This window comes from Asaia sp. As-1742, from assembly GCF_011753235.1.
In the GTDB taxonomy this organism is placed as follows: Bacteria; Pseudomonadota; Alphaproteobacteria; order Acetobacterales; family Acetobacteraceae; genus Asaia; species Asaia bogorensis_B.
This window is the reverse complement of record NZ_VWWA01000003.1, coordinates 120,060-141,102: the sequence shown is the minus strand read 5'-3', so window position 1 is coordinate 141,102 and position 21,043 is coordinate 120,060. Positions and strand designations below refer to the sequence as shown.

Genomic DNA, 21,043 nt, shown 5'->3' with positions numbered 1-21,043 from the left:
CTTGCCCCTCACGTAGGGAAGGCCGCCCGGGAAAACTAGGCCTCTGGCCCGGATTGGTTGGACACCATATCGAAATAAGCCCCCTGACGGGCCATCAAGCTCTCGTGTGTGCCTTCCTCGACGATCCTGCCTGCCTCGATAACCAGTATGCGCGTCGCGTGGCGTATGGTGGAGAGACGATGGGCAATGGCAATGGTCGTCTGGCGCGACGTCACGCGGCGCAGGGCGTCCATAAGCCGCAGTTCGGTGCCCGTATCCAGTGCACTCGTTGCCTCGTCCAGCAGAAGAAGCCTCGGCTTGCGCAGGATGATACGTGCCAGAGCAATGCGCTGTCGCTCGCCCCCCGAGAGTTTCAGCCCGCGCTCACCGACAAGCGTCTCATATCCGTTCTCAAGCCCTTCGATGAAATCATGGATCTGGGCCAGACGTGCCGCCTCCTCGATTTCCGCCTGCGTGGCATCGAGCTGGCCATAAGCAATGTTGTAGCCGATCGTATCGTTGAAGAGTTGCGTGTCCTGAGGCACCACACCGATCATCCTGTGCAGGGCGACTGGCGGTATGGAGGCAAGATCCCGGCCATCGAGCAGGATCTGACCGCTGGCTGGCGCATAGGCACCAAGAATGAGGCGCGCAATTGTCGATTTTCCGGCCCCGGTCGGACCGACCAGGGCAATGGTCTCCCCCGGCCCTGCCCGGAACGACAGGGCATGCAGGATCTCGCGTCCGTCATAGTCGAAACTGACATTCTGGAACACGAGCGAGGCAGGTTCCATCGCCGCTTCACCTTCGCGTTCCGGCACAGGCAGTGCAGGACGTGGGGCTTCGTCCATGAGATCGGTCAGATGCTCCAGATCAACACAGGCATTGCGCCAGCCCGCATAAACGAGGTTGAGCGAGATGATGGCCTGATAAAGGGTGCGCAGATAGGTGCCGATCAGCACGAACGCCGCCACATCGAGCCTGCCCGTCGCCAGATCCCGCCCGGCCATGAAAAAAATCGCCAATGTGGCCAAGGCGATCATGGCGTTCTGACTGACGGAGGATAAGCCTGCAACAAATGTCATGCGCAGGCTTGCCTTCTCCTGCTCACGCCGTGCCTGCTCATACCGGGCATATTCATGCGGCTCATTGGCGAAATGACGCACAGCCTCGAAATTCAGCAGGGAATCGAGAAGGAAATGCTGGGCTTTGCCATTGGCCTCGTTACGCTGACGCCGGGCACGGACCCGCTGGCGAACGAACCATTGCGCCAGAATGATATAGCTGAGCAACGCGACAAGAATGACGCAGGCATAGCGCCCGCCAAGAAAATGAAAGACAACCGCCACTGTCAGCCCGGTGTCGAGAATGGCCGGCAGGATGTTGAACAGCGCAAGCCGCAAAAGCGTATCGGCTGCCTCCGATCCCCGCTCGATCGCGCGGGTCAGGGCACCGGTCTGACGGTCACGATGGAAGCGATATGGCAGGTCCAGCAGGTGACGAAACGCCGCCTGCGCGGTCAGCGCCTGCAAACGCTGCCCAACGGGCTGATACACAAGCTCCTGCAGGGCAGAAAACACACTGCGGAAGAAAATCAGCCCGCCATAGCCCAGTATAAGCCCGGCCGGCACGACCACGCGTAGATCCGCCGTCGCATAATGCGCGACAAGACGACTGAACATGTAGGGCGTGCCCAGAATACAAAGACGCTCGGCAACCAGCAGCGCCAGAGTGAGCCCCATCCCGATACGGAAGAATCGTATGTCGTGTGACAGGACGAGACGCCAGGCACGCAAAAGGCTCGACAAGGCCAGAGGCAGGGCGAGAGGGCGGCCCACAGGACGGGAAGGAGGAAGGTTCATGGGCCCAACCTGAGCATGCGCCCGGCGTTTTGCAATCGAACGGTGATACGCGATATCGTTGTCTTTCAGACAAGAGAGTTGCGCCTTTCATGACTTCAGACAGCCTCGCCCCGTTTCTCGACCACATCAAAAGCTGCCAGACCGCCATTCTGCCCGGCGGGCGGCGGCCCGTACTGGCTGGAGACAGGCGCTTCGGCCTTGCCGATCCGAAGGTTTTCGAGGCTCTAACCGCCCTCGGCTATGCCTCCGAAGATAGGGGGCATGAGATCTTTCGTGTGCCCGATGGCGACGCCCTCCAGCCTCTGGGGGGCGAATTGGCTGATAGGGGGCTTTACAGACCTCATCACGAGCTCTTTGACGTGTTCGACGAGGGCGGCGAGGTCATTGGCCAGATCGATCGCGGGGCCCTGCCCCTCCTCGGCTGCACGGCGGCTGGCGTGCATCTGAACGGTCTGGTCGAGAAAGCAGACGGTCTTTATCTCTGGATGGGCCATAGAGCGCAGAACAAGCGCCTCGACCCCGGCAAGCTTGATCACCTTGCTGCGGGCGGCATCTGCACTGGCCTAACCCCGCTTGAGGCGCTCATCAAGGAAGCGGGGGAGGAAGCCGCTATTCCACCTGAACTGGCTTCCAGGGCGCATCCGGTAGCGACACTGCGCTACGCCATGGCACGCCCGGAAGGACTGCGTCAGGATACGCTCTTCTGCTATGACCTCACCCTGCCTGAGGATTTCATTCCGCAGCCCGTCGATGGCGAAGTCGCCTTTTTCGAACTCATGCCCATAGACACCGTGTTTCGTCTGGTGCGCGACACCAACGACATCAAGTTCAACGTCAATCTGGTGTTGATCGACCTGTTTATCCGTCGCGGCCTGTTTTCCGAGGCTGACAGCGCTTTTTTGCGTCGCGCCCTCGATCAGCGCTGACGTCGAAAGCGATGCGCCCCGCTTCCATGCTCCGACATCTCGGACTGTCGCCTCTGAGAAACGAGTTGGGTCACGGTTCGCCCGCGCCGAGACGGGCTGCTCCTCGCAGTCATTTGGCGCTGCTGGGTATCCTGACAGGGCTAGCCGGATGTAGTTCGCCCTCACCCGGCAGGCCAGTCCTGCCGATCTCTGCCTGCATGGCCCAGAACATTCTGACCAACAGCCGCGAGATGCTCTCCATAACCCTGGCTTTCGGCCTCACCGAACCAGGCGGTCGGGCCATTACGCCATCTGAATGGTCCGATTTCCTGGCGCGGGAAGTCACGCCCCGTTTTCCTGCGGGGCTCTCCGTTGTCGAGGCACAAGGGCAGTGGCAAGACGAGCCCGGCGGCCCTGTAACACATGAGCCAGCCCGGCTGGTATGGATCCTTACACCAAAAACAGCGACGCTTGCCCCTGCTCTCGCCGCTATTCGTGCCTCCTACAGGAAACGTTTCAACCAGCAATCGGTCGGCGCGTTCATCCACTCGGGCTGCGCCTCTTTCTGAAGGCTCACCCGAACCCTAGAACACCCGCGTCCAAACTGCGTTATTGACGCGCAGGCAGGACTTGCCGGTAATGACTCGCAGGACCACGGCGCGGAATGACCCCTCGCGAGGCATCACGCCGTGCTGTCATGCCCAAATATTAAATCCGAGGCGGTACGCCGAGGTTGAGGACAATGATGACCGACCAGAACGCCATGCCACCAAACAGTCCGACCCGAGCCAGCAACAAGGGTCAGGACTGTGCGGCAGAGGACGATCTTCCGGAAGAGACTGTGACAGGATCACCGGTCGGCCGGGGACAAAGACGCTCACGCGGCCTCCTCGGGTTTTTCTTCATTGCGCTCGCACTCTTCACGCTCAAGAATTTTCTGCCGGCGCTGCTGTGGGGATGTGTTTTCGCCATTGCGTCCTGGCCGCTCTACAAGCGAACAGAGGCACGGTTTGGCCGCACCGAGTGGCTCCCTATGCTTTTCACAGCGGCAATTGCACTCATCTTCCTGATCCCGCTCAGTCTGGTCGGATACAAGGCGGCCGAGGAAGCGCAAAGTGCCCTCCACTGGATCGATGAGGTCCGTCACACAGGCATACCCATGCCGGAATGGCTGAACGATCTGCCCTTCGAGCGGGCTCAGGTCGCGCGATGGTGGCAGAACAATCTGGTCAACCCCGAGCATCTGAACAGATTGTTCCATTCGGTCGATGCCAATCACGGCATGGCCGTAACCCGTCAGGTCACGACACAAGTAGCCAAAAGGGCCACGCTGTTTCTTTTCTCCATCCTGACCCTGTTCTTCCTGCTCCGTGATGGCGCAGATATCATCCATCGCGTTCTGGTCGTTTCCAACCGCACATTCGGCCAACGCGGCGAGAAGCTCGCCCGTCAGATGATCTCATCCGTGCACGGAACAGTCGCAGGGCTGGTTCTGGTTGGGCTTGGTGAGGGGCTGGTGATGGGCGTGGCCTATGTGTTGACCGATACGCCGCAACCGCTGCTTTTCGCACTGCTGACCGGGGTTGCCGCCATGATCCCGTTTCTCGGCTTGCCTACAGTCGTGCTGGCAGCACTCCTGGTCATCGTTCAGGGCAAGATGATCGCGGGGATCGTGATCGTCGCGCTGGGCGCCATTGTTATCTTTGTGGCCGACCACTTCATCCGCCCTGCCCTGATTGGCGGCAGCACGCAAATGCCATTCCTCTGGGTACTTCTGGGCATTCTTGGCGGTGTGGAAACCTGGGGCCTGCTGGGCCTGTTCCTCGGACCGGCCATTATGGCGGCCGTTCACCTGCTCTGGCGAATCTGGAGCTCTGATTCAGAAATTGTCCTGAAGGATGAGGCTTACTGAAGCCTTACTATCGATCTGCTGTGCTGCCGATGAGGCGGCACAGAGCCGGACCCTGATCAGGCACCAATTGTCCAGGATCTGCTTCGGACCACGCTGGACTGACCTGAAACCGGGCCTCATATGGCAGCCCCCTGAGACACAGGACTATCAAAGAACCCCGGGAGGCGGAGCGATCCAGCTCGACTATGGCCACATAACTCGACATGTTCAGACCGGCATCTCGAACGCGTGAGAAGCTCAAAGGCTGAATGCAACAGGATATTTTATGGGAAAGTACCGCAGGACAGGACGATATCGGGCAGGCGGGATTCGAACCCACGACCCCCAGTCCCCCAGACTGATGCGCTACCAGGCTGCGCTACTGCCCGTCAGTCCTGCGGTAAAGGCCGTTTAGCAGCGGGGGACTTTCCCTGCAAGCACCTGAATGCAGGTTTTTGCAGGGAAACGGTTTTTCATGTGCTGGGCAGCATCTCGCGCAGGTTGTCGAGCTCGCCAAGCACGTCTTCCAGCGCCAGACGCAGGGCCCGTCGCTCCTGCTTCCAGCGACCCCGCTCAATACGCAGGCCCTCGAGTTCATCCTGGAGAATCGCAACGAGCGCGCTATCTGTTTCTGACGATCCGGAAGGCTGCGTTGATACAGAAGCCTGCGCACCAGCCGCGTCCTCCGGTGTCATCATCACGGGGAGGCCACTGGTTTCCTCTCCTGGGTCGAGGATCGTCGGCTCATCGTTCGCAACAGGGTCGAAATCATGCTCATGAGTGCTTCCAACGCAAGCTTCGCTGTCGGGACCGGCTGCCTGCATATCAGCGCCGGCCTCGGCATCCTCACTGGATATCTCATGATTGACGTTCGCAGAAAGGCGAGTCGTATCAGTTTCAGGCTCTTCGAGGCCGCCTGCCTCATCGCGCGACACGAGCCTCGTATCCTCTTCAGGATCGCTCCCGGTGGGCTGGGTAACGTGATCCCGGTTCGGCTCTGAAGACTGAAACACTGGTATCTCGAACGAACTACGCCCTCCCTCATCAGGAGCAGCGGAGGGTGCCGCAGGCTCAGGTATCACTGGGGGCGCCGCGACAAAATGGGCATCTGCAAGCTGCTCCTTGAGGACACGCTGCACGCCCTTGATCGTATAGCCCTGAACATAGAGCAGATCAGTGATATGGCGCAGGATCTCGATATCAGCCGGGCTATAATAGCGGCGCCCACCGCCACGCTTGAGCGGCTTGACCTCGGGAAAGCGCGTCTCCCAAAAACGCAGCACATGCTGGGGCACATGCAGTTCATCTGCCACTTCGCTTATTGTGCGATAGGCATTCGGCCCTTTTACAAGACGGTCAAAATCAGTCCGCTCCTCCGGACTGCTCTTCAGAGACGCCACAGGAAAACTCGTCGTCATGAATCATCGCTTTCGCTAACCAGCCCCTCGGTCGATTCGCCATTCACGACGGCACGCAGGATCTGGCTGGGTCGAAACACCAGCACCGAGCGCGGCAGAATAGGCACTGCGATGCCGGTCTTGGGATTACGGCCGACACGCCGGCCCTTCTGGCGGACGGAAAAGGTTCCGAATCCACTCAGCTTGACCGTCTCCCCCTTTTCGAGGCGCGCAGCGATCAGTTCGAGAACGCTCTCGAGCAGATCGGCGGACTCGTGCCGGGACAGTCCAACCTCACTGTAGATATGCTCTGCGATTTGCGCGCGTGTCACCGTTGTCATGACGCCACCGTATCATGACAGTAATGAAGGTCAATCAAATCAGTGAAGTGTGAGCGCGCGCATTGCGCTCTACATGCGCAGAAGTGCTGATCCCCAGGTCAAACCGCCACCAAGCGCCTCAAGAAGCACGAGATCGCCCTTGCAGATACGTCCGTCGCGCACGGCCTCATCCAGCGCCAGCGGGATGGAAGCCGCTGACGTGTTGGCATGGCGGTCAACCGTCACGACCACACGATCAAGCGGCAGGGCGAGCTTCTTAGCCATACCCTCGATGATGCGTAGATTGGCCTGATGAGGCACCAGCCACGCAATATCCTGCCCGCTCAGCCCATGAACGGCCAGGGCCTCATCCACCACCGAAGAGAGCTTGGCCACAGCGTGACGGAAAACTTCACGGCCCTGCATATGCAGAACAGGCGACGGTGTGGAGGGACCATCGACAAAAAGAATATCGCCATGGGCGCCATCACTGTGCAGATGGGTCGAGAGGATACCAACGCCGTCTTCTTCGGTCGCTTCCAAGAGGACGGCGCCTGCACCATCACCAAACAGCACGCAGGTCGTGCGGTCTTCCCAGTCGAGAATCCGCGAATAGACTTCTGAGCCAATGACAAGCGCCTTGCGGACCTGACCGCTGCGAATAAACGCCTCTGCCGTCGCCAGCGCATAGACAAAACCCGAGCAGGCAGCCGTCAGATCGAATGCAAAACCGCTACTCAGCCCCAATTCGGCCTGCACACGCACGGCTGTCGCGGGAAAGGTCTGATCCGGCGTCGCTGTGGCTACGATCACCGCGCCGATATCGGTTGAATCACCCCCGGCATAATCGATGGCGGCCCGTGCTGCTGCCACAGCCATGCTGACGGCATTTTCATCCCCGCTGGCGATATGGCGCTGGGCGATACCGGTGCGCGTGCGGATCCATTCGTCAGAAGTCTCGATACGCTCGGCGAGATCGGCATTGGTGACAACCTGCTTCGGCAGATAGCTGCCAAATCCGGTCAGTCGCGCGCGCAGGGACATGTGTCTTCCTCTTGAATGATACCGGTCAGGCACTCAGGCCAGCACCAGCTGCTTCCTCAGCACGCCTGTCAGGCAGCGCTGGGAGAGGTGGCGAGTTCGGTCTCGACATTCGCCGCCATAAGGGCTTCGACCTGGCGCAGACGCTCGCGGATCTTCTCGTTTATGGAGTGGGTTACAGCATCCATCGCAACATCAATGGCTGCCGCGAATCCTTCGGCATCGGCGCCGCCATGCGACTTCACGACGATACCATTGAGGCCGACAAATACCGCACCGTTGTACCGTCGCGGATCGATCCATTCCTTCATGCGCTCCAGCCCGGGACGCACGAGAAGGTAACCGATACGGGTCAGCAGGCTGGTTTTGAAAACGCGCTGGAGCAGCATGGAAACGAGCTTGAGCGCGCCCTCACCTGTCTTGAGTGCAATGTTGCCAGAGAACCCGTCGGTTACGACCACATCGGTCGTCCCGGCGGTAATGTCATGCCCCTCGACAAACCCGTGAAACTGGGCAGCAAGCGGCGATTCGCGCAGAATATCGGCAGCAGCACGCAGACGCTCGTCACCCTTGAGCTCTTCGGCACCCACATTCAGCAGGCCAATGCTCGGCGCGGGCAGCCCCAGAACAGCCTTGGCGAAGGCCTCGCCCATCACGGCAAACTCGACCAGATTGCGCGTATCGCAGGCAATATTGGCGCCAAGGTCCAGCATCACCACGTCGCCGCGGGCAGACGGATTGACCGCTGCCATGGCAGGCCGCGTGATACCGGGGAGGGTTTTGAGAACGATCTTGGCTAGAGCCAGCATGGCGCCGCTATTACCAGCCGACACAACGCCACCTGCCTCGCCCGATGCCACGGCGTCGATCGCCATACGCAACGACGAGTCACGCAGGCGCAGAGCCGCGGTGGGCTTCATTTCCATCGAGATGGAAGAAGGCGCGTGGCGGATCTCACAGATACGCTGCGCCTTGGCGTAGCGCGCCAGCTGAGGGCGCAGAATAGCCTCGTCACCAACAAGCAGGATTTTTGCTGTGGGATGTCGATCGGCAGCGCGATCCAAACCAGCCAGAACGATTTCGGGGGCATGATCCCCACCCATCGCATCAATGGCCAAACTATAAGGCGCAGCCTGGCTGGCCGGCGCATCTAGGTCAGTCATGCTCCGCCCCGCGTCTTATTTTGAACAAGACGAGCCGACCCGGAGGGGGTCGACCCGATCGAGCCTCAAACGCGAACGGTCGTCTTCAGCGTCTTGCCGGAAGCCACGACTTCACGACCGTCATAATGACCGCAATGGGCGCACACGTGATGCGGGCGCTTCAGTTCGCCACAATTGCTGCACTCGGCGTGAGCCTGAACGGTCAGGGCGTGATGGCTGCGACGCATGCCCATGCGGGACGGCGTGGTCTTTCTTTTGGGGACGGCCATGGCGGGAGCCTCTTTCTTCTTAGATCGTCCCTGCTTTCGGCCGCCATTCGGCCTCAGCAGATAACGATGCTGTTCACTATGATCAGGCGGGCGGCTCTAGCAGACCCTAAGCCGGGTCGCAAGCATCCTGTTCAATTCTAGCTCAGATCTGTCTTTTTTTTGCTCAAAGACAGTCCAGCGAGGGCACCGAACGGGTTGGGTCGGCCGCCTTCCTCTTCAGCTGCTTCCTCTGCCGTCTCCCGTGGGGCTTCGTCAACCGCATTCTCGAGCGCGGCACCGGGCTTACGCGGATAGGACGGCAACATCAGGGCCAGTTGCTCCGAGGCGACCTCCCCGAGATCGAGCGCGTTTCCCTCATACGGAATCTCGTCAATCGCCTCGAGATCGGAGGCGCTATCCTCAGAAAAGCGTCGCGCCGGGACCATACGCACGGCAAAGGATTCGCTCAGGGCATCCTCGAAGGTTTCGCCCGTGATGACACATTCGAGCGCCACATGGGCAGTCAGCACCCCTTCCAGCACGAAATGATCGCCCGGTTCCGGATTGATGCGAAACCGGCAATCCAGGGCATGGATAGCCGGAATGCCGAGCCTTCTGGCCAGTTTGCGGCACTCGGCTTCATTTGCCTTGATCGTCTCTGCCATGCCGTCATGACCGATGCGGTTGATCACGAGGCGACGGGAGAACTCCGGAGGTGCCGTAACCGCCGCCGCGGATTCAGCACGGGAGAATTTCGGGTCGTTGCTGTCTGTCATGCGGCTTTCCTGACGTGGTGCTGGCAAAAACCCGGGAGCGGGCTTCCTTTTCCGAATTGCCTTAACGTCGCTCTCCGCAATATAGAAGAGCCTGATGATCCTATCGACGTTGGTGAAACGATGTTCCCACCAATCAGAGAAGATCGCCCGGATTATTTCACGATCACTGCAGGACGACATAACCCGCCATGACGAGCGCCTCCCAGAAGACCTCCCAGCGGCAGAAATCGCATGCGGGCCTCGCGCGCGCCCTGCTCTGCATCGCCCCCCTCGCCCTGGCGGGCTGCTCGGTGTTCAGCCCGATTCCCCAGAATCGTGGTTCGCTGATTGAAAAGGACGACTACTCCCAGCTCGTGCCGGGCACCAGCACGCGCAACGACGTGACCGATATCCTTGGCTCGCCGACAGCCCATGCGACCTTTGACGATAACACCTGGCTCTACGTTTCGATGGTGACCGTGCCCCAGCCTCTGGGCTTTCCCCGCGTAACCAAGCAGAATGTGCTGGTTCTGGCCTTCGACACCACGGGCGTTCTGCGTCGCATGGACATGCTGCATCGCAAGAGCGGCTATAATGTCGGCATGGTCGGTGAAACGACCCCGACGCCGGGCACCAAGGTCAACGTGCTGCAGCAGCTGCTGGGTAATGTCGGCCGCTACAACCCCATGAGCAACATGGGCAGCACATTCGGCGGAACACAGGGCCCGCTGGGTGCCGGTGTCGGCACAGGTCATGGCGGTACGGGCAACTCGCTTCCCTGATCGTCCGACAGTCGCCTGATCTCCCCCTTCAGGACCCCCAAAGCAGGATTTCTGCTTAACAAACCGGCCCCGCCTTGCTGCGGGGCCGGTTTTTTCATGTTCACAATCCTGTCGTAACGGGTCGGCTCGCTGCGTCGCAGTCCAGCTCTTCGTACAAAATGCGAGGAAGCTGCCCGGAAAAGCCCGAGCCCCATTAACGGCCCGTTCCCCTCGGCACTGGGCCGCAACCGGACAGACCGTACCAGGATGGACACCTCTATTGCGGCAGTTTGAGCATGACCCTCAGGCCACCGAGCGGACTGTTCCGTAACACCACGCTCCCCCCATGCGCCGCCATGATGTCACGGGCAATCGTCAGACCGAGCCCGCTTCCGCCCTCCGGGCCCGCAGTACTGCTGAAGGCCCGGAACACATCCTTGCGTCGTGACTGGGCAATGCCCGGCCCGTCATCATCGATGGTGATTTCAACCATACGCCCGGTCTGGCGCAGCGAGAACATCATGCGTCCACCATGACGGCGCGCGTTCTCAGCCAGATTGATCAGCACTCGACGCATCGCATCGGGGCGCACCGGCACCGTGAGACCCTGCTCGGCATGAATGGCAAGCACATCACCGCCAGCGCGCGTCGTTGCGGCCGCGACATCGCGCAGCAGGGCCAGAAGGTCGGTCGGAACTGGGTCTTCCTCGCCCTCCCCCCGTGCAAAGGAGAGGTAACTGCCGATCAGGCGTTCCATTTCGGCAATATCAGCAACCATATCCTCGATATCGGGGCGCAGTTCCTGCGCCTCGACCGAGCCCTCGACGGGCATCATGGCCAGTGTCAGGCGCAGCCGCGTCAGAGGGGTGCGCAGGTCATGCGAAACGCCAGCGAGAACCGCGGTCCGATGCGTCACAAAGCGGTTGACCCGCGCCTGCATGCGATTGAAGGCAAGCGCGGCCTTGCGTATCTCCAGCGCACCCTGCGGGTGAATCGGTCCGTCATCGCGCCCCAGGCCGAAATTCTCTGCGGCCTTTGCCAGCCGTCTGACGGCACGAACCTGCCGACCGATAAAGAGACCAGCGACCATGAACAGCAGGATGGCGCTTCCAACCTCCCACGCTACGAACAGCCATATGGGCCCGACATCCAGCCGCTTTCGCGGCACAATCACCTCAAGCACGCCGTCATGCAGAGGGATATCGAGCCGCACGCTCTGTCTCGTGGCGTTCCAGTCGATGTAACACGGGGCATCGAATACCCGGCGCACGGCATTCGTCAGATCCTCATCCATCGGGCCCAACACGAAGGGCGCGGGCGCATTGGTAAGCCGTGCACCGGGATGAAAGGCAATGACAAGCTGCGTGCGCCAGCGGGCCTGATTCAGGATCCAGTCCTGCTGCCCCGGCATATGCTCGACCGAGTCCCTTATATAGGCCAGATCCGACACTACGCTGTCGGCCAGACGGCGCGACACGACGTTCAGATAGTTGCCGTAAAAGAGCTGCAAGGCCACGATCTGGGTGATCAGTAGCGGCATGAGCACGATCAGGAGTGACCGGCCCTGAAAAGAGCGCGGCAAAAGCCGGCGAACCACGCGCTCAAGCATTCGGGCGGCTTTCATGCCAACCTCAGCTTCCCGGCTTCAGCACGTAACCCTTGCCTCTGACTGTCTGGAGAAAGCGCGGCTCCTTCTGGTCCGGCTCAATCCGGCGGCGCAGGCGCGTAACCTGCACATCGACGGCACGTTCGCCAATCTCATCCATGCCCAGTGCCTCTGCAATGGCCTCGCGTGACAGAATTTCTCCCGGTACGCGGGTGAGCACACCCAGCAGCGCTGCCTCGCCGCTTGTAAGGTGTACAATACCCTCTGGCCCGGTAAGGAGCCCGCGACCTGTATCGAATTCGAGCCGCCCGAGTCTTAGCAGACGGGGCGTGCCCGTTGGGCGAGGAACATGACGGCGCAGATGCGCCTGCAGCCTGAGCAGCAACTCACGCGGCTCGAAAGGCTTGCCCAGATAATCATCTGCGCCGGATTCGAGACCGATGATACGGTCCGCAGGCTCGCCACGGGCAGTCAGAAGAATGATGGGCCAGACCTGGCCGTTTTCGCGCAGCCAGCGGGTCAGGCTCAGGCCATCTTCCCCGGGCATGTTGATATCCGCCACCATCGCATCGGGCTGGGTGACAGCCAGGATCTTGCGCGCCGCCTCGGCGTCAACCGCCGTAGTAATACGAAACCCGGCCTCGGTCAGAAAGCGCTGCAACAGGCGCAGGAGGCGCGCGTCATCATCCACCACAAGGATATGGGCACCATGGCCGACACTCCCCTGCGATTTACCCTCCGCTGATCTGGTCTCGCCCATACCACCCCCGGATATCGTCGTGTCACTCGTCTTGCCCGGCATCGCGTCTGGTGCCTTTCCTGCCCTCATATCCGGCATTCCGGTCATGGTGCACCGCCTTCGCCTTGAAGGGTTGCCAGCACGCGCCTGAACCCCTCGACAGCCTGCCCTCCGGCAGCACGATAGGCCAGCGTCATGCGGTCACGCAGGGCCACGAAGATTTCCTCCTCGATGGCCGCACCCTGCGGGGTCAGGTGCAGATGTTTAAGCCTTTTATCGCGGTCATTCGCACGTTGCTCGATGAGACCGCGGGCCATAAGTTCCTGCAGGACGCGGTTGAGGCTTTGCTTTGTGATATTGAGGCGCCTGAGCAGATCGCTCATTGTCAGGCCATGATGGGTCGAAACCAGAAACATCACCCGATGATGGGCCGAGCCTAACTGATTGTCACGCTGGAGCGGTTCACAGGTTGCGCTCAGTTCGCGCCAGGCCAGGAGCATGGCCTCGTAGGTGAGCCGGATCTGCTCTTCACGAAGATAGAGATGCGCTTGGCCAGGAGCATCTCGCTGCATACGCAGGCCGGACATCAACTAGCCCTCACTGTCACGAGGTATGGCGAATTCCTCAGCATAGCCGAAGCTCGCGAAATCAGTCATGCGCATGGTGTAGAGGATACCATCAAGGTGATCATATTCGTGCTGCAGGACGTTGGCGTGGAACCCACGCGCTTCTCCCTGAATCACCGAGCCATCAAGATCCAGACCACGATAGGCGATGGCAGCGTGGCGTGGCACGACACCCCGTAATAGCGGGAGAGAAAGACACCCTTCCGGGCACTGCATCATCTCCTCGCCCAGAGGCATGATTTCGGGATTGATCAGCACGCGCGGCGGAATCGGCGCTTCATTGGGGCCGCATCGCCCCTCAGGCACATGATAAACGAACAAGCGCAATGATTTGTGAACCTGCGGCGCAGCGAGCCCGGCGCCACGCGAATCAAGCATCGTTTCGATCATGTCTGAAACCAGTTGCCTGACCGATAAAGAATGAACGTCTTCAACCGGTTGCGCTCGCTGAAGCAATACCGGATGCCCCATACGCGCAATTTTCAGCAACGCCATTTCTGCACACAGCCTTCTATTTGCGGGAATAGTTCCCGCATCCTGTCGCATGGTGACATGAATAATTTTCGGGCGATACTGCTCAAACCGTTTGTGTCCCCTTCAAAACCTGTGCTAAGGCGCTGGCCTCTCTGGAACGCTCTGCCATCGGTATCGCGTTCCTGGCATCGCATTTACAAACAGACCATGATTTTCATGGTCGGACAGGAGATGGCAGACCCGTGCAGGTTCTGGTTCGTGACAACAATGTTGATCAGGCGCTCAAGGCGCTCAAGAAAAAGATGCAGCGCGAAGGCGTTTTCCGCGAGATGAAGCTGCGTCGCCACTTCGAAAAGCCCTCCGAGCGTCGCGCTCGTGAAGCGGCCGAAGCGGTTCGTCGTGCACGCAAGATGGAGCGCAAGCGCCTGGAGCGTGAAGGCTTCTGATCAGCCTGCCGAACCGGCAAACAGAACAACCGCCGTTTTCACGGCGGTTTTTTTGTGCCTGCTTCCCGGGGGCCGTCATTGCCCCGCATCGTTTGTCGCCCGGTCGTTTCCCGATCCAGTCTGGCACTGGCCTGCGTCACCATAAGAGACCCTCGGCGAGGGAGAGCTTCCCTCGCCTGCCATCCATGGATCATACCTGCCGCAGGCTCGGGCGCTGGGCAGGCATCAGGCTCTCAGTGTTTGAAGGCGGGGTCCTGGTCCATGAGGCTCTTTGACAGATAGACGGCCTCCAATGCCCGTTCATGGGCAATTTCCCGGGCGTTGACTGTTCCGGCATGACCGCCTTCCGTGTCTTCATAATAGAAGAACGGCTTGCCCAGCTCCTGCAGACGGGCAGCGAAGAGACGTGCGTGAACAGGACCCACGCGATCATCCTTGGTGGAAGTAAAGATGAACGGTACCGGGTAGGACACGTCTTTCTTGAGATGCTGCAACGGCGATATCCCCTCGAGGAATTTACGTTCCTGCGGCGCGCTCATATGGCCGTACTCCGCAGCCCAGGACGCGCCCGCCGCCATTGTCTCGAAATTCTCCATATCCAGCAGCGGCACACCGATGATGACGGCCTTCCACAGTTCCGGATGCTGGGTGAATTCCACCCCCATCAACAGGCCACCATTTGAGCGCCCGCGTATGGCGAGGTGCTCGCGATCAGCAATCTCGCGTTTGGCCAGATCGCGCCCGATGGCCGCGAAATCATCATAGGCATGCTGACGGCCCGATTTCATCCCCGCCTCGTGCCACGCTGGCCCGAACTCACCCCCACCACGAATATTGCCGACCACATAGACGCCGCCGCGCTCCAGCCAGGTCTTGCCGATATCGGCATAATAGGTCGGCAGGTAGGAGAGATCGAACCCACCATAGGCCGTAAACAGCACGGGGTTATGACCGTCCAGCTTCCAGTCCCGGCGGTGGGTCACGAAATAGGGGATATCGACCCCATCACTCGATTTTGCCCAGAACTGCTCGGTTCGCAGCCCCTTGGCATCGAACAGTGCCGGGGTCGTCTTGACCTTCTGGGACTTGCCCGTGTCGGTATCGAAACTCCAGAGCTCAGGCGGGATGATATAACCTTCAACCTTGAGATACGCGTAGCTGACAGAAGCAGACGATGATTGCAGGGTCGCTGAGCTCATGCGTGGCAGGACGTAGTACTTCTCCTGCCAGCCGCTCTCTTTTGCGGATGGCGTATAGAGTCGCACGGAAGGATGCACATCGCGATAAACCACCGCGATAATCCCTCTGGACGTGACGCCGATATCGGTTGTCGTTTCGCTGGCCTCGGGCTTGAAAACCAGGGCTGGCGCTTTACCAGATGCGGCAGGGTCGACAGCAACAATGCTGCCACGAGAGAAGTGCCCGCCAACATTCCAGTCCTGATCAAGGCGTATGATCAGCTTGCCGGCATAGAAGCCGAGATAACCGATCTTCTCAGGCAGGGCGATCTGTCGCAGCGTCCCGGTGGCAGGGTCATAAACACGATATTCGCTACGGAAGAAGTCAAGATTGCGCTGAATGACGGCAATACGCTTGCCTGTCTCGTCATGCAGCACCTGGGGCTCGACAACCATGTCGCTTTCCTGCCCGCGATAGATTTCCCGCGCCGCCGAGAGAGGCTCACCCCTTTTCACGAGACGCACGCTAAACGGATAGCCAGAGCGTGTCATGGAGCCCTCCCCCCAATCACGCGACACCAGAAGCGTGTCGCGGTCGAGCCACGCCACCCGCTGTTTCGAATGAGGAAGATCGAAGCCATCGGGCACGAAACGACGCGTCTGTGTGTCGAATTCGCGGTAAGAGGCAGCGTCTTCACCCGAGAGCGACAACGTGATGAGGCAGCGCGTTGCATCGGGCTCCAGGCAATCCGCGCCCTGGAACACCCAGTCTTGCTTTTCATCACGTGACAGAGCGTCGATGTCGAGCATCGTCGTCCAGTCAGGCTCCGTCTTGGCGAAAGAGGTTGGCGAGGTCACCCGCCAAATTCCCTTGGGATGGCTGGCATCCTGCCAGTAATTCCACAGCTTGCCTCCCGACTGCTCGGGCAGCGTCAGCCGTCCCGGCGCCTGCTCGACCGCAAGCACATCATCGTAGAATTTCTGATAGCGCTTATCGGACTGCAGGAGCCCTGCGCTACGGTTGTTCTGGGCCTTGACCCAATCGAGCGCCTGCTGCCCCTGAACCTGCTCCAGTACAGCGCGGGACGGCACGTCCTTATCTGAGGGCTCGGTCGTTGTTCCCGCCTGGGCGAGGGCCTGACCGACCGCAGGAGGCAGGAGTGTCGTGCAGACGAGCGAGGTCATCGCCATCAAGATGCGCTTCATGAGCCATTTCCTTCATGCAAATCACGGGCAGCCTAAAGCATACCGTTACATGATGGAAAGGACCTGACACAGCTTCAGTACTGCGAATGTCGGGGCCGCCATTTTTGCCCCCGACATGTGATGATTTGGTCGAAAGACCCCGACATTCCAGCCTGACGGAGCCAGTCCGAAACAACATTCCGATGGGTAAAGTCTCAGGGTAGCTGGTGCATCGCTGTCCCGGCGGGCAGGTTCAGATTGATCAGACGGTAGCAGATGATCGGCTGGCCGCGCAGCAGGCGACAGAAGCGGCCCGTTTCAGCCGCGCCGAGCCATGCCGCGGGAAGATCCGGCTTTTCGCTCTCGCGAAGCAGCAATTGCGCTTTGGGCCCCGGATAGGCGCGCTCGTGTATGTCATGCCCGCCAAGAAAACCCCAGCGGCTGTCATAGCTGTATATCGGCTGATCGGGCGTCTCGTAGCGCATGATGGATGCGAGAGCATAATCGCCTACGACGAGGCTATGCCCCGGTGAAACCTCTTCCTGCACCCTGTGTGCCAGCCCGGACCAATCCGCAGTCTGGCGGGCGATGACATCGTGATGGGCCGAGAGATGGAGCGGCGCCACCATACCCTGAAGGCTGACAAGCGCGGTGATCGCAAGACCAAGAGCGCAGGCATAACCGATGCGCCTATGCGTTGCGGCTGCCGCAAGGGCCGCTGCAGGATAGATCACCACCGGCCAGTTGGCCTGCACCCGCCCCCCAAAAGCATGCTGAACGAAAACGGCAACCGGCACGATGCACAGACAGGCCAGAAGGCGCGCCACTGGTTCGCGCCCTGCGCGTTTGAGGCACCAGATAATCCCGATGCAGAAGAGCAGGAAAACCAGAGGCGTGGCCAGACCGATCTGACCTCCGACCAGTTCCGCAAGAAAGCTGACCGCCTTGAGTGGATGCCAGTCGCTGGCCCGCCCGCCCTGCTTCAGAAAGCTCGCCCAGTGATGCGCTGCGTTCCACGCCAATACGGGGAGGATCGCGACCAGCCCGATGACTGCTCCCCCAGCAAGCCAGAGCCAGTGACGGCGTTGTGCTGGCGTTGCCAGCACCCAGAGCCCGCAGGCGAAAGCAGGTAATACCGCCGTGTATTTGCTATCAAAGGCCAGGCCGAAAAACAGTCCTGTCGCCAGCCACCAGCGCGGCTGACCCGTTACGATCAGGCGCCCCAAAGCCCACAAGGTGAGCGTCAGGAAGAACACCAGCGGTGTATCCGGCGTAGCCGTGGCGGCCCCGAGGCCAAGCATGAGTGTCGCGTTGAGCAGCAAAGAAGCGCGGTACCCAGCCTGAACACTTCCGAGGAGGTCACGTCCGGCGCGGACCAGCACGATTGAACCAAGCAGCGCCGAGATAGGGCCGAGCACCCTGATCCCGAAAGCACTATCTCCGAACAAGGCTGTGCCAAGTCTGATCCATAGGGCGATCATGGGTGGATGATCGAGGTAACCCGCCTGAAGATGGCGCGACCACGTCCAGTAATAAGCCTCGTCCGGTGAGATCCCCAATGTGGCAGCCAGACCGATGCGCAGGAGGGTCAGGACAAGCAGGACACCCCAGAACAGGACAACAAGCTGCCTTGTTTCCCCGTTGGCGGGCGATGCCGGCTCAGCGCCAGACGAGGGTAGAGGCAATCGCATAATTCCAGACCACACCAATCACAGCACCAGCCGCACTGGCACGACTCCAGTGCCCATGCGTGTCATAAATCAACTGGGCAACGCCGATATTACCGAAAGCCCCGATTGTGGCGCCAATGACGAAGATACACAGCCCTGGCAGCCAGCGCCGCCCGCGCAGTGGACGATCAAGATAAGTGATACGGTTATTGAGCTGGAAGTTGGCGAGAATGGCGCAGGCCGTGCCGAGCACCTGACTGACCTGAAAATCAGCGCCTGAGAAACGCGCGAGCTCTGACACAAACAGATTGACGGCAATCCCGATCAGCCCAACAGCCGCGAAAATAATGAAGCGTGTTGGCAGCCAACCACCGAAGGCACGCTCGATCAGCATGCCCAGAAACTGCACCATCACAAGCGGACTGAGTTTGCTCTCACCCGATACGCGCGGACGAAATACGAAGGGCACCTCGATCAGCCGTGCCTCACGAGGTACGGACAGCACAATTTCGAGCAGGATCTTGAAGCCCGTCCCGGTAAGTTTAGGAACAGCCTGTTCGAACGTCGGCCGTCTGACCGCGAAGAAACCGCTCATCGGATCGGAAAGCGGCATAGGCAGGAGCGATTGCGACAGTCTTATACCAGCCTGCGACAACATGTGCCGCCACCGATTGGCCAACCCGCTGCTGTCACCGCCCTCTACATGACGGCTCGCAACAGCGATATCAGCATCGTTTTCAAGCAACGGTGTCACCAGATCACGCAGAATGGCTTCATCATGCTGCAGGTCACCATCCATCACGGCAATAACAGGTGATGTGGACGACAACGCGCCCTCGATCACCGCAGAGGAGAGCCCCCTGCGCCCGACACGGCGGATCAGGCGGATACGGGGATCTTCCTGAGCAGCTTTCTCGACCGCTTTCGACGTCCCATCAGGCGAGTCATCGTCAACGAAGACAATTTCCCAGCGCATGCCTTCAAGCGCACGGCGCACCCCCTCGATCAGGGGGGCCACATTGGCGACTTCGTTATAACAGGGAATGACGAGGGTCAGATCCGCCGGAAGCGGGGACATCATACCGGAACGCCGGCCCTGTTCAGACTGGTGCGTATGGTCTGCAACGTTTGCACGCGCACCACGTGATCCAGATCCGTCAGGCGTTTCGTCAGGTAGTTCTGATGCGCGGCATCACGGGCCACGAGGCGCACAAGGAAATCGCCGCCCCCCCTGATCATGTGACATTCACGCACTTCGGCCCAACCGGCGACTTCGCGCTCGAAGGCTTCCAGCACACTGCCCTTCTGGCTTTCCAGCCCGATCAGCGCGAAAAATGTCAGCGACCAGCCAAGCCGGGAGGCATCCACATCTGCATGATAGCCCTCGATAACCCCGATTTCCTCGAGGCGTCGAACACGTCGCAGGCAGGGTGGCGCCGAGATGCCCGTGCGTCGCGCCAGCTCGACATTGGTCATACGGCCGTCGCGCTGCAACTCGGCCACGATCTGACGGTCGATCGAATCCAGATCGACGATCGTCGCGCTGGACGATCCCGGGGAGAGACCTGCCGACAGTGACTCGACTCGCGCCGCGGCGTCGTGAGGAGCAGCGTTGTGGGGGAAGTGGTCGTCAGGATCGTTGTCAGTCATCGTCACCGTGAGGGTCGGGCAAAACTAGTCGGTTGGCAGGCGCGCATCATCACCTATATCTGCATCCTGACCCAAGAGCCATGTCTCTTCGCAATTGTCTTGTCACTTCGGCATGGGCATCAACACCCTAACCGAGGTCAATGACCGATAGTTAAACGAACACCAGTTCAAGGACATTCCCAGTGAGCCAGAGTTTCAGGACTGATCTGCTTGTTATTGGCGCAGGCCCGGCAGGCTATACCGCAGCGATTTACGCAGCGCGTGCCAATCTCAAACCGATTCTTGTGGCCGGGCTGCAGCCGGGCGGCCAGTTGACCATCACCACCGATGTTGAAAACTACCCCGGTTTCGCCGAACCCGTTCAGGGCCCCTGGCTGGTGGAGCAGATGCGCCTGCAGGCCGAGCATGTCGGCACTGAGATGCATTACGACCTGATCACGGAATGTGCCTTCAACGAGAAAACCGACGACGGCTATTTTCGTCTGAAGGCGGATTCCGGCGCGGACTATCTGGCACGCACCGTGGTCATCGCCACCGGGGCCCAGGCAAAATGGCTTGGCCTGCCCTCCGAAGCCAGACTGCAGAGCGGCGGCGTCTCGGCTTGCGCCACCTGCGACGGGTTCTTCTATCGCGGCAAGAAAGTGGCCGTGATCGGTGGCGGAAACACGGCAGTCGAAGAGGCGCTCTACCTTACGCACCACGCCGACCATGTGACGCTGGTTCATCGACGCGACAGTTTGCGCGCAGAACGCATCCTTCAGGACCGTCTTTTTGCCAATCCCAAGATCACGGTGCTCTGGAACAACGCGGTCGAGGAAATTCTGGGTGCCGGCAAGCCGGAGACCGTATGCGGCGTGCGCCTGCGCAACACGCAGGACGGTAGCGAGCAGACCCTGGACGTCGATGGCGTGTTCGTGGCGATCGGCCACAGCCCCAATACCGGCCCATTCCGCGAAACGCTTGAATGCGACTCAGAAGGTTACATCGTCACGGTGCCCGGCAGCACAAAAACTTCAGTCGAAGGCGTGTTTGCCGCTGGCGATGTGCAGGACAAAAAATTCAGGCAGGCGATTACGGCTGCTGGTACCGGGTGTATGGCAGCCCTTGAGGCCGAGCATCTTCTGGCTGGACTATCCTGACATTTCGA

At 60.1% G+C, this 21,043-nt stretch carries 21 protein-coding genes and 1 tRNA gene; 6 read left to right on the top strand and 16 right to left on the bottom strand.

Annotation, left to right across the window (positions count from 1 at the left end):
• Positions 1-35: 35 nt before the first annotated feature.
• Positions 36-1,841 (bottom strand): ABC transporter ATP-binding protein/permease, encoded by a 1,806-nt coding sequence (locus tag F3J08_RS05635; protein WP_166928761.1) that lies wholly within the window; start codon positions 1,839-1,841, stop codon positions 36-38.
• Positions 1,842-1,930: 89 nt separating this feature from the next.
• On the opposite strand from F3J08_RS05635, the gene F3J08_RS05630 reads away from it, so the two are divergent.
• The 3 genes from F3J08_RS05630 (at position 1,931) to F3J08_RS05620 (ending at position 4,658) form a co-directional block, all read left to right on the top strand.
• Positions 1,931-2,767 (top strand): NUDIX domain-containing protein, encoded by an 837-nt coding sequence (locus F3J08_RS05630; protein WP_166928760.1) that lies wholly within the window; start codon positions 1,931-1,933, stop codon positions 2,765-2,767.
• A gap of 197 nt (positions 2,768-2,964) precedes the next feature.
• On the top strand, positions 2,965-3,315 hold the full coding sequence (locus F3J08_RS05625) for a DUF3574 domain-containing protein (RefSeq protein WP_166928759.1): 351 nt from the start codon (positions 2,965-2,967) through the stop codon (positions 3,313-3,315).
• A 194-nt stretch (positions 3,316-3,509) separates the two neighbouring features.
• Positions 3,510-4,658: an AI-2E family transporter gene (locus F3J08_RS05620; protein WP_370458681.1), complete on the top strand. Its 1,149-nt coding sequence runs from the start codon at positions 3,510-3,512 to the stop codon at positions 4,656-4,658.
• Between the two features lie 294 nt (positions 4,659-4,952).
• Here the strand turns inward: F3J08_RS05620 and F3J08_RS05615 are convergent.
• The 7 genes from F3J08_RS05615 to F3J08_RS05585 form a co-directional block, all read right to left on the bottom strand.
• Positions 4,953-5,026 (bottom strand) — tRNA-Pro (locus F3J08_RS05615).
• Between the two features lie 84 nt (positions 5,027-5,110).
• Positions 5,111-6,055, bottom strand: coding sequence for a MerR family transcriptional regulator (locus F3J08_RS17125; RefSeq protein ID WP_240149161.1), 945 nt, complete (start codon positions 6,053-6,055; stop codon positions 5,111-5,113).
• Positions 6,052-6,375, bottom strand: a complete 324-nt coding sequence (locus tag F3J08_RS05605; RefSeq protein ID WP_166928758.1) for an integration host factor subunit alpha — start codon at positions 6,373-6,375, stop codon at positions 6,052-6,054. Before F3J08_RS05605 ends, F3J08_RS17125 begins: the two co-directional genes overlap by 4 nt.
• Before the next feature lie 69 nt (positions 6,376-6,444).
• Positions 6,445-7,398, bottom strand: coding sequence for a beta-ketoacyl-ACP synthase III (locus F3J08_RS05600; protein WP_166928757.1), 954 nt, complete (start codon positions 7,396-7,398; stop codon positions 6,445-6,447).
• A gap of 68 nt (positions 7,399-7,466) precedes the next feature.
• Complete coding sequence (gene plsX / locus F3J08_RS05595; RefSeq protein WP_023977525.1) at positions 7,467-8,558, bottom strand: phosphate acyltransferase PlsX; 1,092 nt, start codon at positions 8,556-8,558, stop codon at positions 7,467-7,469.
• Positions 8,559-8,623: 65 nt separating this feature from the next.
• A complete protein-coding gene (gene rpmF, locus F3J08_RS05590; protein WP_023977526.1) occupies positions 8,624-8,827 on the bottom strand; it encodes a 50S ribosomal protein L32 in 204 nt (67 codons plus the stop codon).
• Between the two features lie 137 nt (positions 8,828-8,964).
• Positions 8,965-9,582: a DUF177 domain-containing protein gene (locus F3J08_RS05585; RefSeq protein WP_166928756.1), complete on the bottom strand. Its 618-nt coding sequence runs from the start codon at positions 9,580-9,582 to the stop codon at positions 8,965-8,967.
• A 188-nt stretch (positions 9,583-9,770) separates the two neighbouring features.
• On the opposite strand from F3J08_RS05585, the gene F3J08_RS05580 reads away from it, so the two are divergent.
• Entirely contained in the window at positions 9,771-10,343 is a 573-nt protein-coding gene (locus F3J08_RS05580; protein ID WP_122039220.1) for an outer membrane protein assembly factor BamE, read from the top strand.
• Positions 10,344-10,599: 256 nt separating this feature from the next.
• Here the strand turns inward: F3J08_RS05580 and F3J08_RS05575 are convergent, their stop codons facing one another.
• The 4 genes from F3J08_RS05575 to def form a co-directional block, all read right to left on the bottom strand.
• Positions 10,600-11,946, bottom strand: coding sequence for an ATP-binding protein (locus F3J08_RS05575; protein WP_122039221.1), 1,347 nt, complete (start codon positions 11,944-11,946; stop codon positions 10,600-10,602).
• A 7-nt stretch (positions 11,947-11,953) separates the two neighbouring features.
• The gene (locus F3J08_RS05570) at positions 11,954-12,688 is read right to left on the bottom strand and encodes a response regulator (RefSeq protein WP_166928968.1); all 735 of its coding nucleotides are present in this window, start codon (positions 12,686-12,688) and stop codon (positions 11,954-11,956) included.
• Between the two features lie 83 nt (positions 12,689-12,771).
• Entirely contained in the window at positions 12,772-13,254 is a 483-nt protein-coding gene (locus tag F3J08_RS05565; protein WP_166928755.1) for a MarR family winged helix-turn-helix transcriptional regulator, read from the bottom strand.
• 3 nt (positions 13,255-13,257) lie between these two features.
• Positions 13,258-13,788 (bottom strand): peptide deformylase, encoded by a 531-nt coding sequence (gene def, locus F3J08_RS05560; RefSeq protein ID WP_122039223.1) that lies wholly within the window; start codon positions 13,786-13,788, stop codon positions 13,258-13,260.
• A gap of 221 nt (positions 13,789-14,009) precedes the next feature.
• Here def and rpsU point away from each other — a divergent pair, with 221 nt between their 5' ends.
• Positions 14,010-14,213 carry a 30S ribosomal protein S21 gene (gene rpsU, locus F3J08_RS05555; protein ID WP_007283570.1) on the top strand — a complete coding sequence of 68 codons (204 nt, stop codon included), beginning with the start codon at positions 14,010-14,012 and terminating at the stop codon, positions 14,211-14,213.
• Positions 14,214-14,446: 233 nt separating this feature from the next.
• Here the strand turns inward: rpsU and F3J08_RS05550 are convergent, their stop codons facing one another.
• The 4 genes from F3J08_RS05550 to F3J08_RS05535 form a co-directional block, all read right to left on the bottom strand.
• A complete protein-coding gene (locus F3J08_RS05550) occupies positions 14,447-16,597 on the bottom strand; it encodes a prolyl oligopeptidase family protein (protein WP_240149160.1) in 2,151 nt (716 codons plus the stop codon).
• Positions 16,598-16,791: 194 nt separating this feature from the next.
• Positions 16,792-18,267 (bottom strand): glycosyltransferase family 39 protein, encoded by a 1,476-nt coding sequence (locus F3J08_RS05545; RefSeq protein ID WP_166928754.1) that lies wholly within the window; start codon positions 18,265-18,267, stop codon positions 16,792-16,794.
• Positions 18,236-19,327 carry a glycosyltransferase family 2 protein gene (locus F3J08_RS05540; RefSeq protein WP_122039225.1) on the bottom strand — a complete coding sequence of 364 codons (1,092 nt, stop codon included), beginning with the start codon at positions 19,325-19,327 and terminating at the stop codon, positions 18,236-18,238. The genes F3J08_RS05545 and F3J08_RS05540 overlap by 32 nt, the downstream gene beginning before the upstream one ends.
• Positions 19,324-19,821 (bottom strand): Lrp/AsnC family transcriptional regulator, encoded by a 498-nt coding sequence (locus tag F3J08_RS05535; protein ID WP_051395788.1) that lies wholly within the window; start codon positions 19,819-19,821, stop codon positions 19,324-19,326. The genes F3J08_RS05540 and F3J08_RS05535 overlap by 4 nt, the downstream gene beginning before the upstream one ends.
• A 257-nt stretch (positions 19,822-20,078) precedes the next feature.
• Between F3J08_RS05535 and trxB the strand changes: the two genes are divergently transcribed.
• On the top strand, positions 20,079-21,035 hold the full coding sequence (gene trxB, locus F3J08_RS05530; RefSeq protein WP_166928753.1) for a thioredoxin-disulfide reductase: 957 nt from the start codon (positions 20,079-20,081) through the stop codon (positions 21,033-21,035).
• Positions 21,036-21,043 lie beyond the last annotated feature (8 nt).

What these genes read in the sequence shown, in the direction of transcription:
- F3J08_RS05585 (WP_166928756.1), bottom strand. Translation starts at nt 9,582, where the DNA reads ATGACAGACAGCAACGACCCGAAATTCTCCCGTGCTGAATCCGCGGCG.
- F3J08_RS05635 (WP_166928761.1), bottom strand. Translation starts at nt 1,841, where the DNA reads ATGAACCTTCCTCCTTCCCGTCCTGTGGGCCGCCCTCTCGCCCTGCCT.
- F3J08_RS05565 (WP_166928755.1), bottom strand. Translation starts at nt 13,254, where the DNA reads ATGTCCGGCCTGCGTATGCAGCGAGATGCTCCTGGCCAAGCGCATCTC.
- F3J08_RS05600 (WP_166928757.1), bottom strand. Translation starts at nt 7,398, where the DNA reads ATGTCCCTGCGCGCGCGACTGACCGGATTTGGCAGCTATCTGCCGAAG.
- F3J08_RS05540 (WP_122039225.1), bottom strand. Translation starts at nt 19,327, where the DNA reads ATGATGTCCCCGCTTCCGGCGGATCTGACCCTCGTCATTCCCTGTTAT.
- rpmF (WP_023977526.1), bottom strand. Translation starts at nt 8,827, where the DNA reads ATGGCCGTCCCCAAAAGAAAGACCACGCCGTCCCGCATGGGCATGCGT.
- F3J08_RS05550 (WP_240149160.1), bottom strand. Translation starts at nt 16,597, where the DNA reads ATGAAGCGCATCTTGATGGCGATGACCTCGCTCGTCTGCACGACACTC.
- F3J08_RS05580 (WP_122039220.1), top strand. Translation starts at nt 9,771, where the DNA reads ATGACGAGCGCCTCCCAGAAGACCTCCCAGCGGCAGAAATCGCATGCG.
- F3J08_RS05575 (WP_122039221.1), bottom strand. Translation starts at nt 11,946, where the DNA reads ATGAAAGCCGCCCGAATGCTTGAGCGCGTGGTTCGCCGGCTTTTGCCG.
- F3J08_RS05545 (WP_166928754.1), bottom strand. Translation starts at nt 18,267, where the DNA reads ATGCGATTGCCTCTACCCTCGTCTGGCGCTGAGCCGGCATCGCCCGCC.
- F3J08_RS05605 (WP_166928758.1), bottom strand. Translation starts at nt 6,375, where the DNA reads ATGACAACGGTGACACGCGCGCAAATCGCAGAGCATATCTACAGTGAG.
- F3J08_RS05630 (WP_166928760.1), top strand. Translation starts at nt 1,931, where the DNA reads ATGACTTCAGACAGCCTCGCCCCGTTTCTCGACCACATCAAAAGCTGC.
- F3J08_RS05620 (WP_370458681.1), top strand. Translation starts at nt 3,510, where the DNA reads ATGCCACCAAACAGTCCGACCCGAGCCAGCAACAAGGGTCAGGACTGT.
- F3J08_RS05625 (WP_166928759.1), top strand. Translation starts at nt 2,965, where the DNA reads ATGGCCCAGAACATTCTGACCAACAGCCGCGAGATGCTCTCCATAACC.
- F3J08_RS17125 (WP_240149161.1), bottom strand. Translation starts at nt 6,055, where the DNA reads ATGACGACGAGTTTTCCTGTGGCGTCTCTGAAGAGCAGTCCGGAGGAG.
- plsX (WP_023977525.1), bottom strand. Translation starts at nt 8,558, where the DNA reads ATGACTGACCTAGATGCGCCGGCCAGCCAGGCTGCGCCTTATAGTTTG.
- def (WP_122039223.1), bottom strand. Translation starts at nt 13,788, where the DNA reads ATGGCGTTGCTGAAAATTGCGCGTATGGGGCATCCGGTATTGCTTCAG.
- F3J08_RS05570 (WP_166928968.1), bottom strand. Translation starts at nt 12,688, where the DNA reads ATGGGCGAGACCAGATCAGCGGAGGGTAAATCGCAGGGGAGTGTCGGC.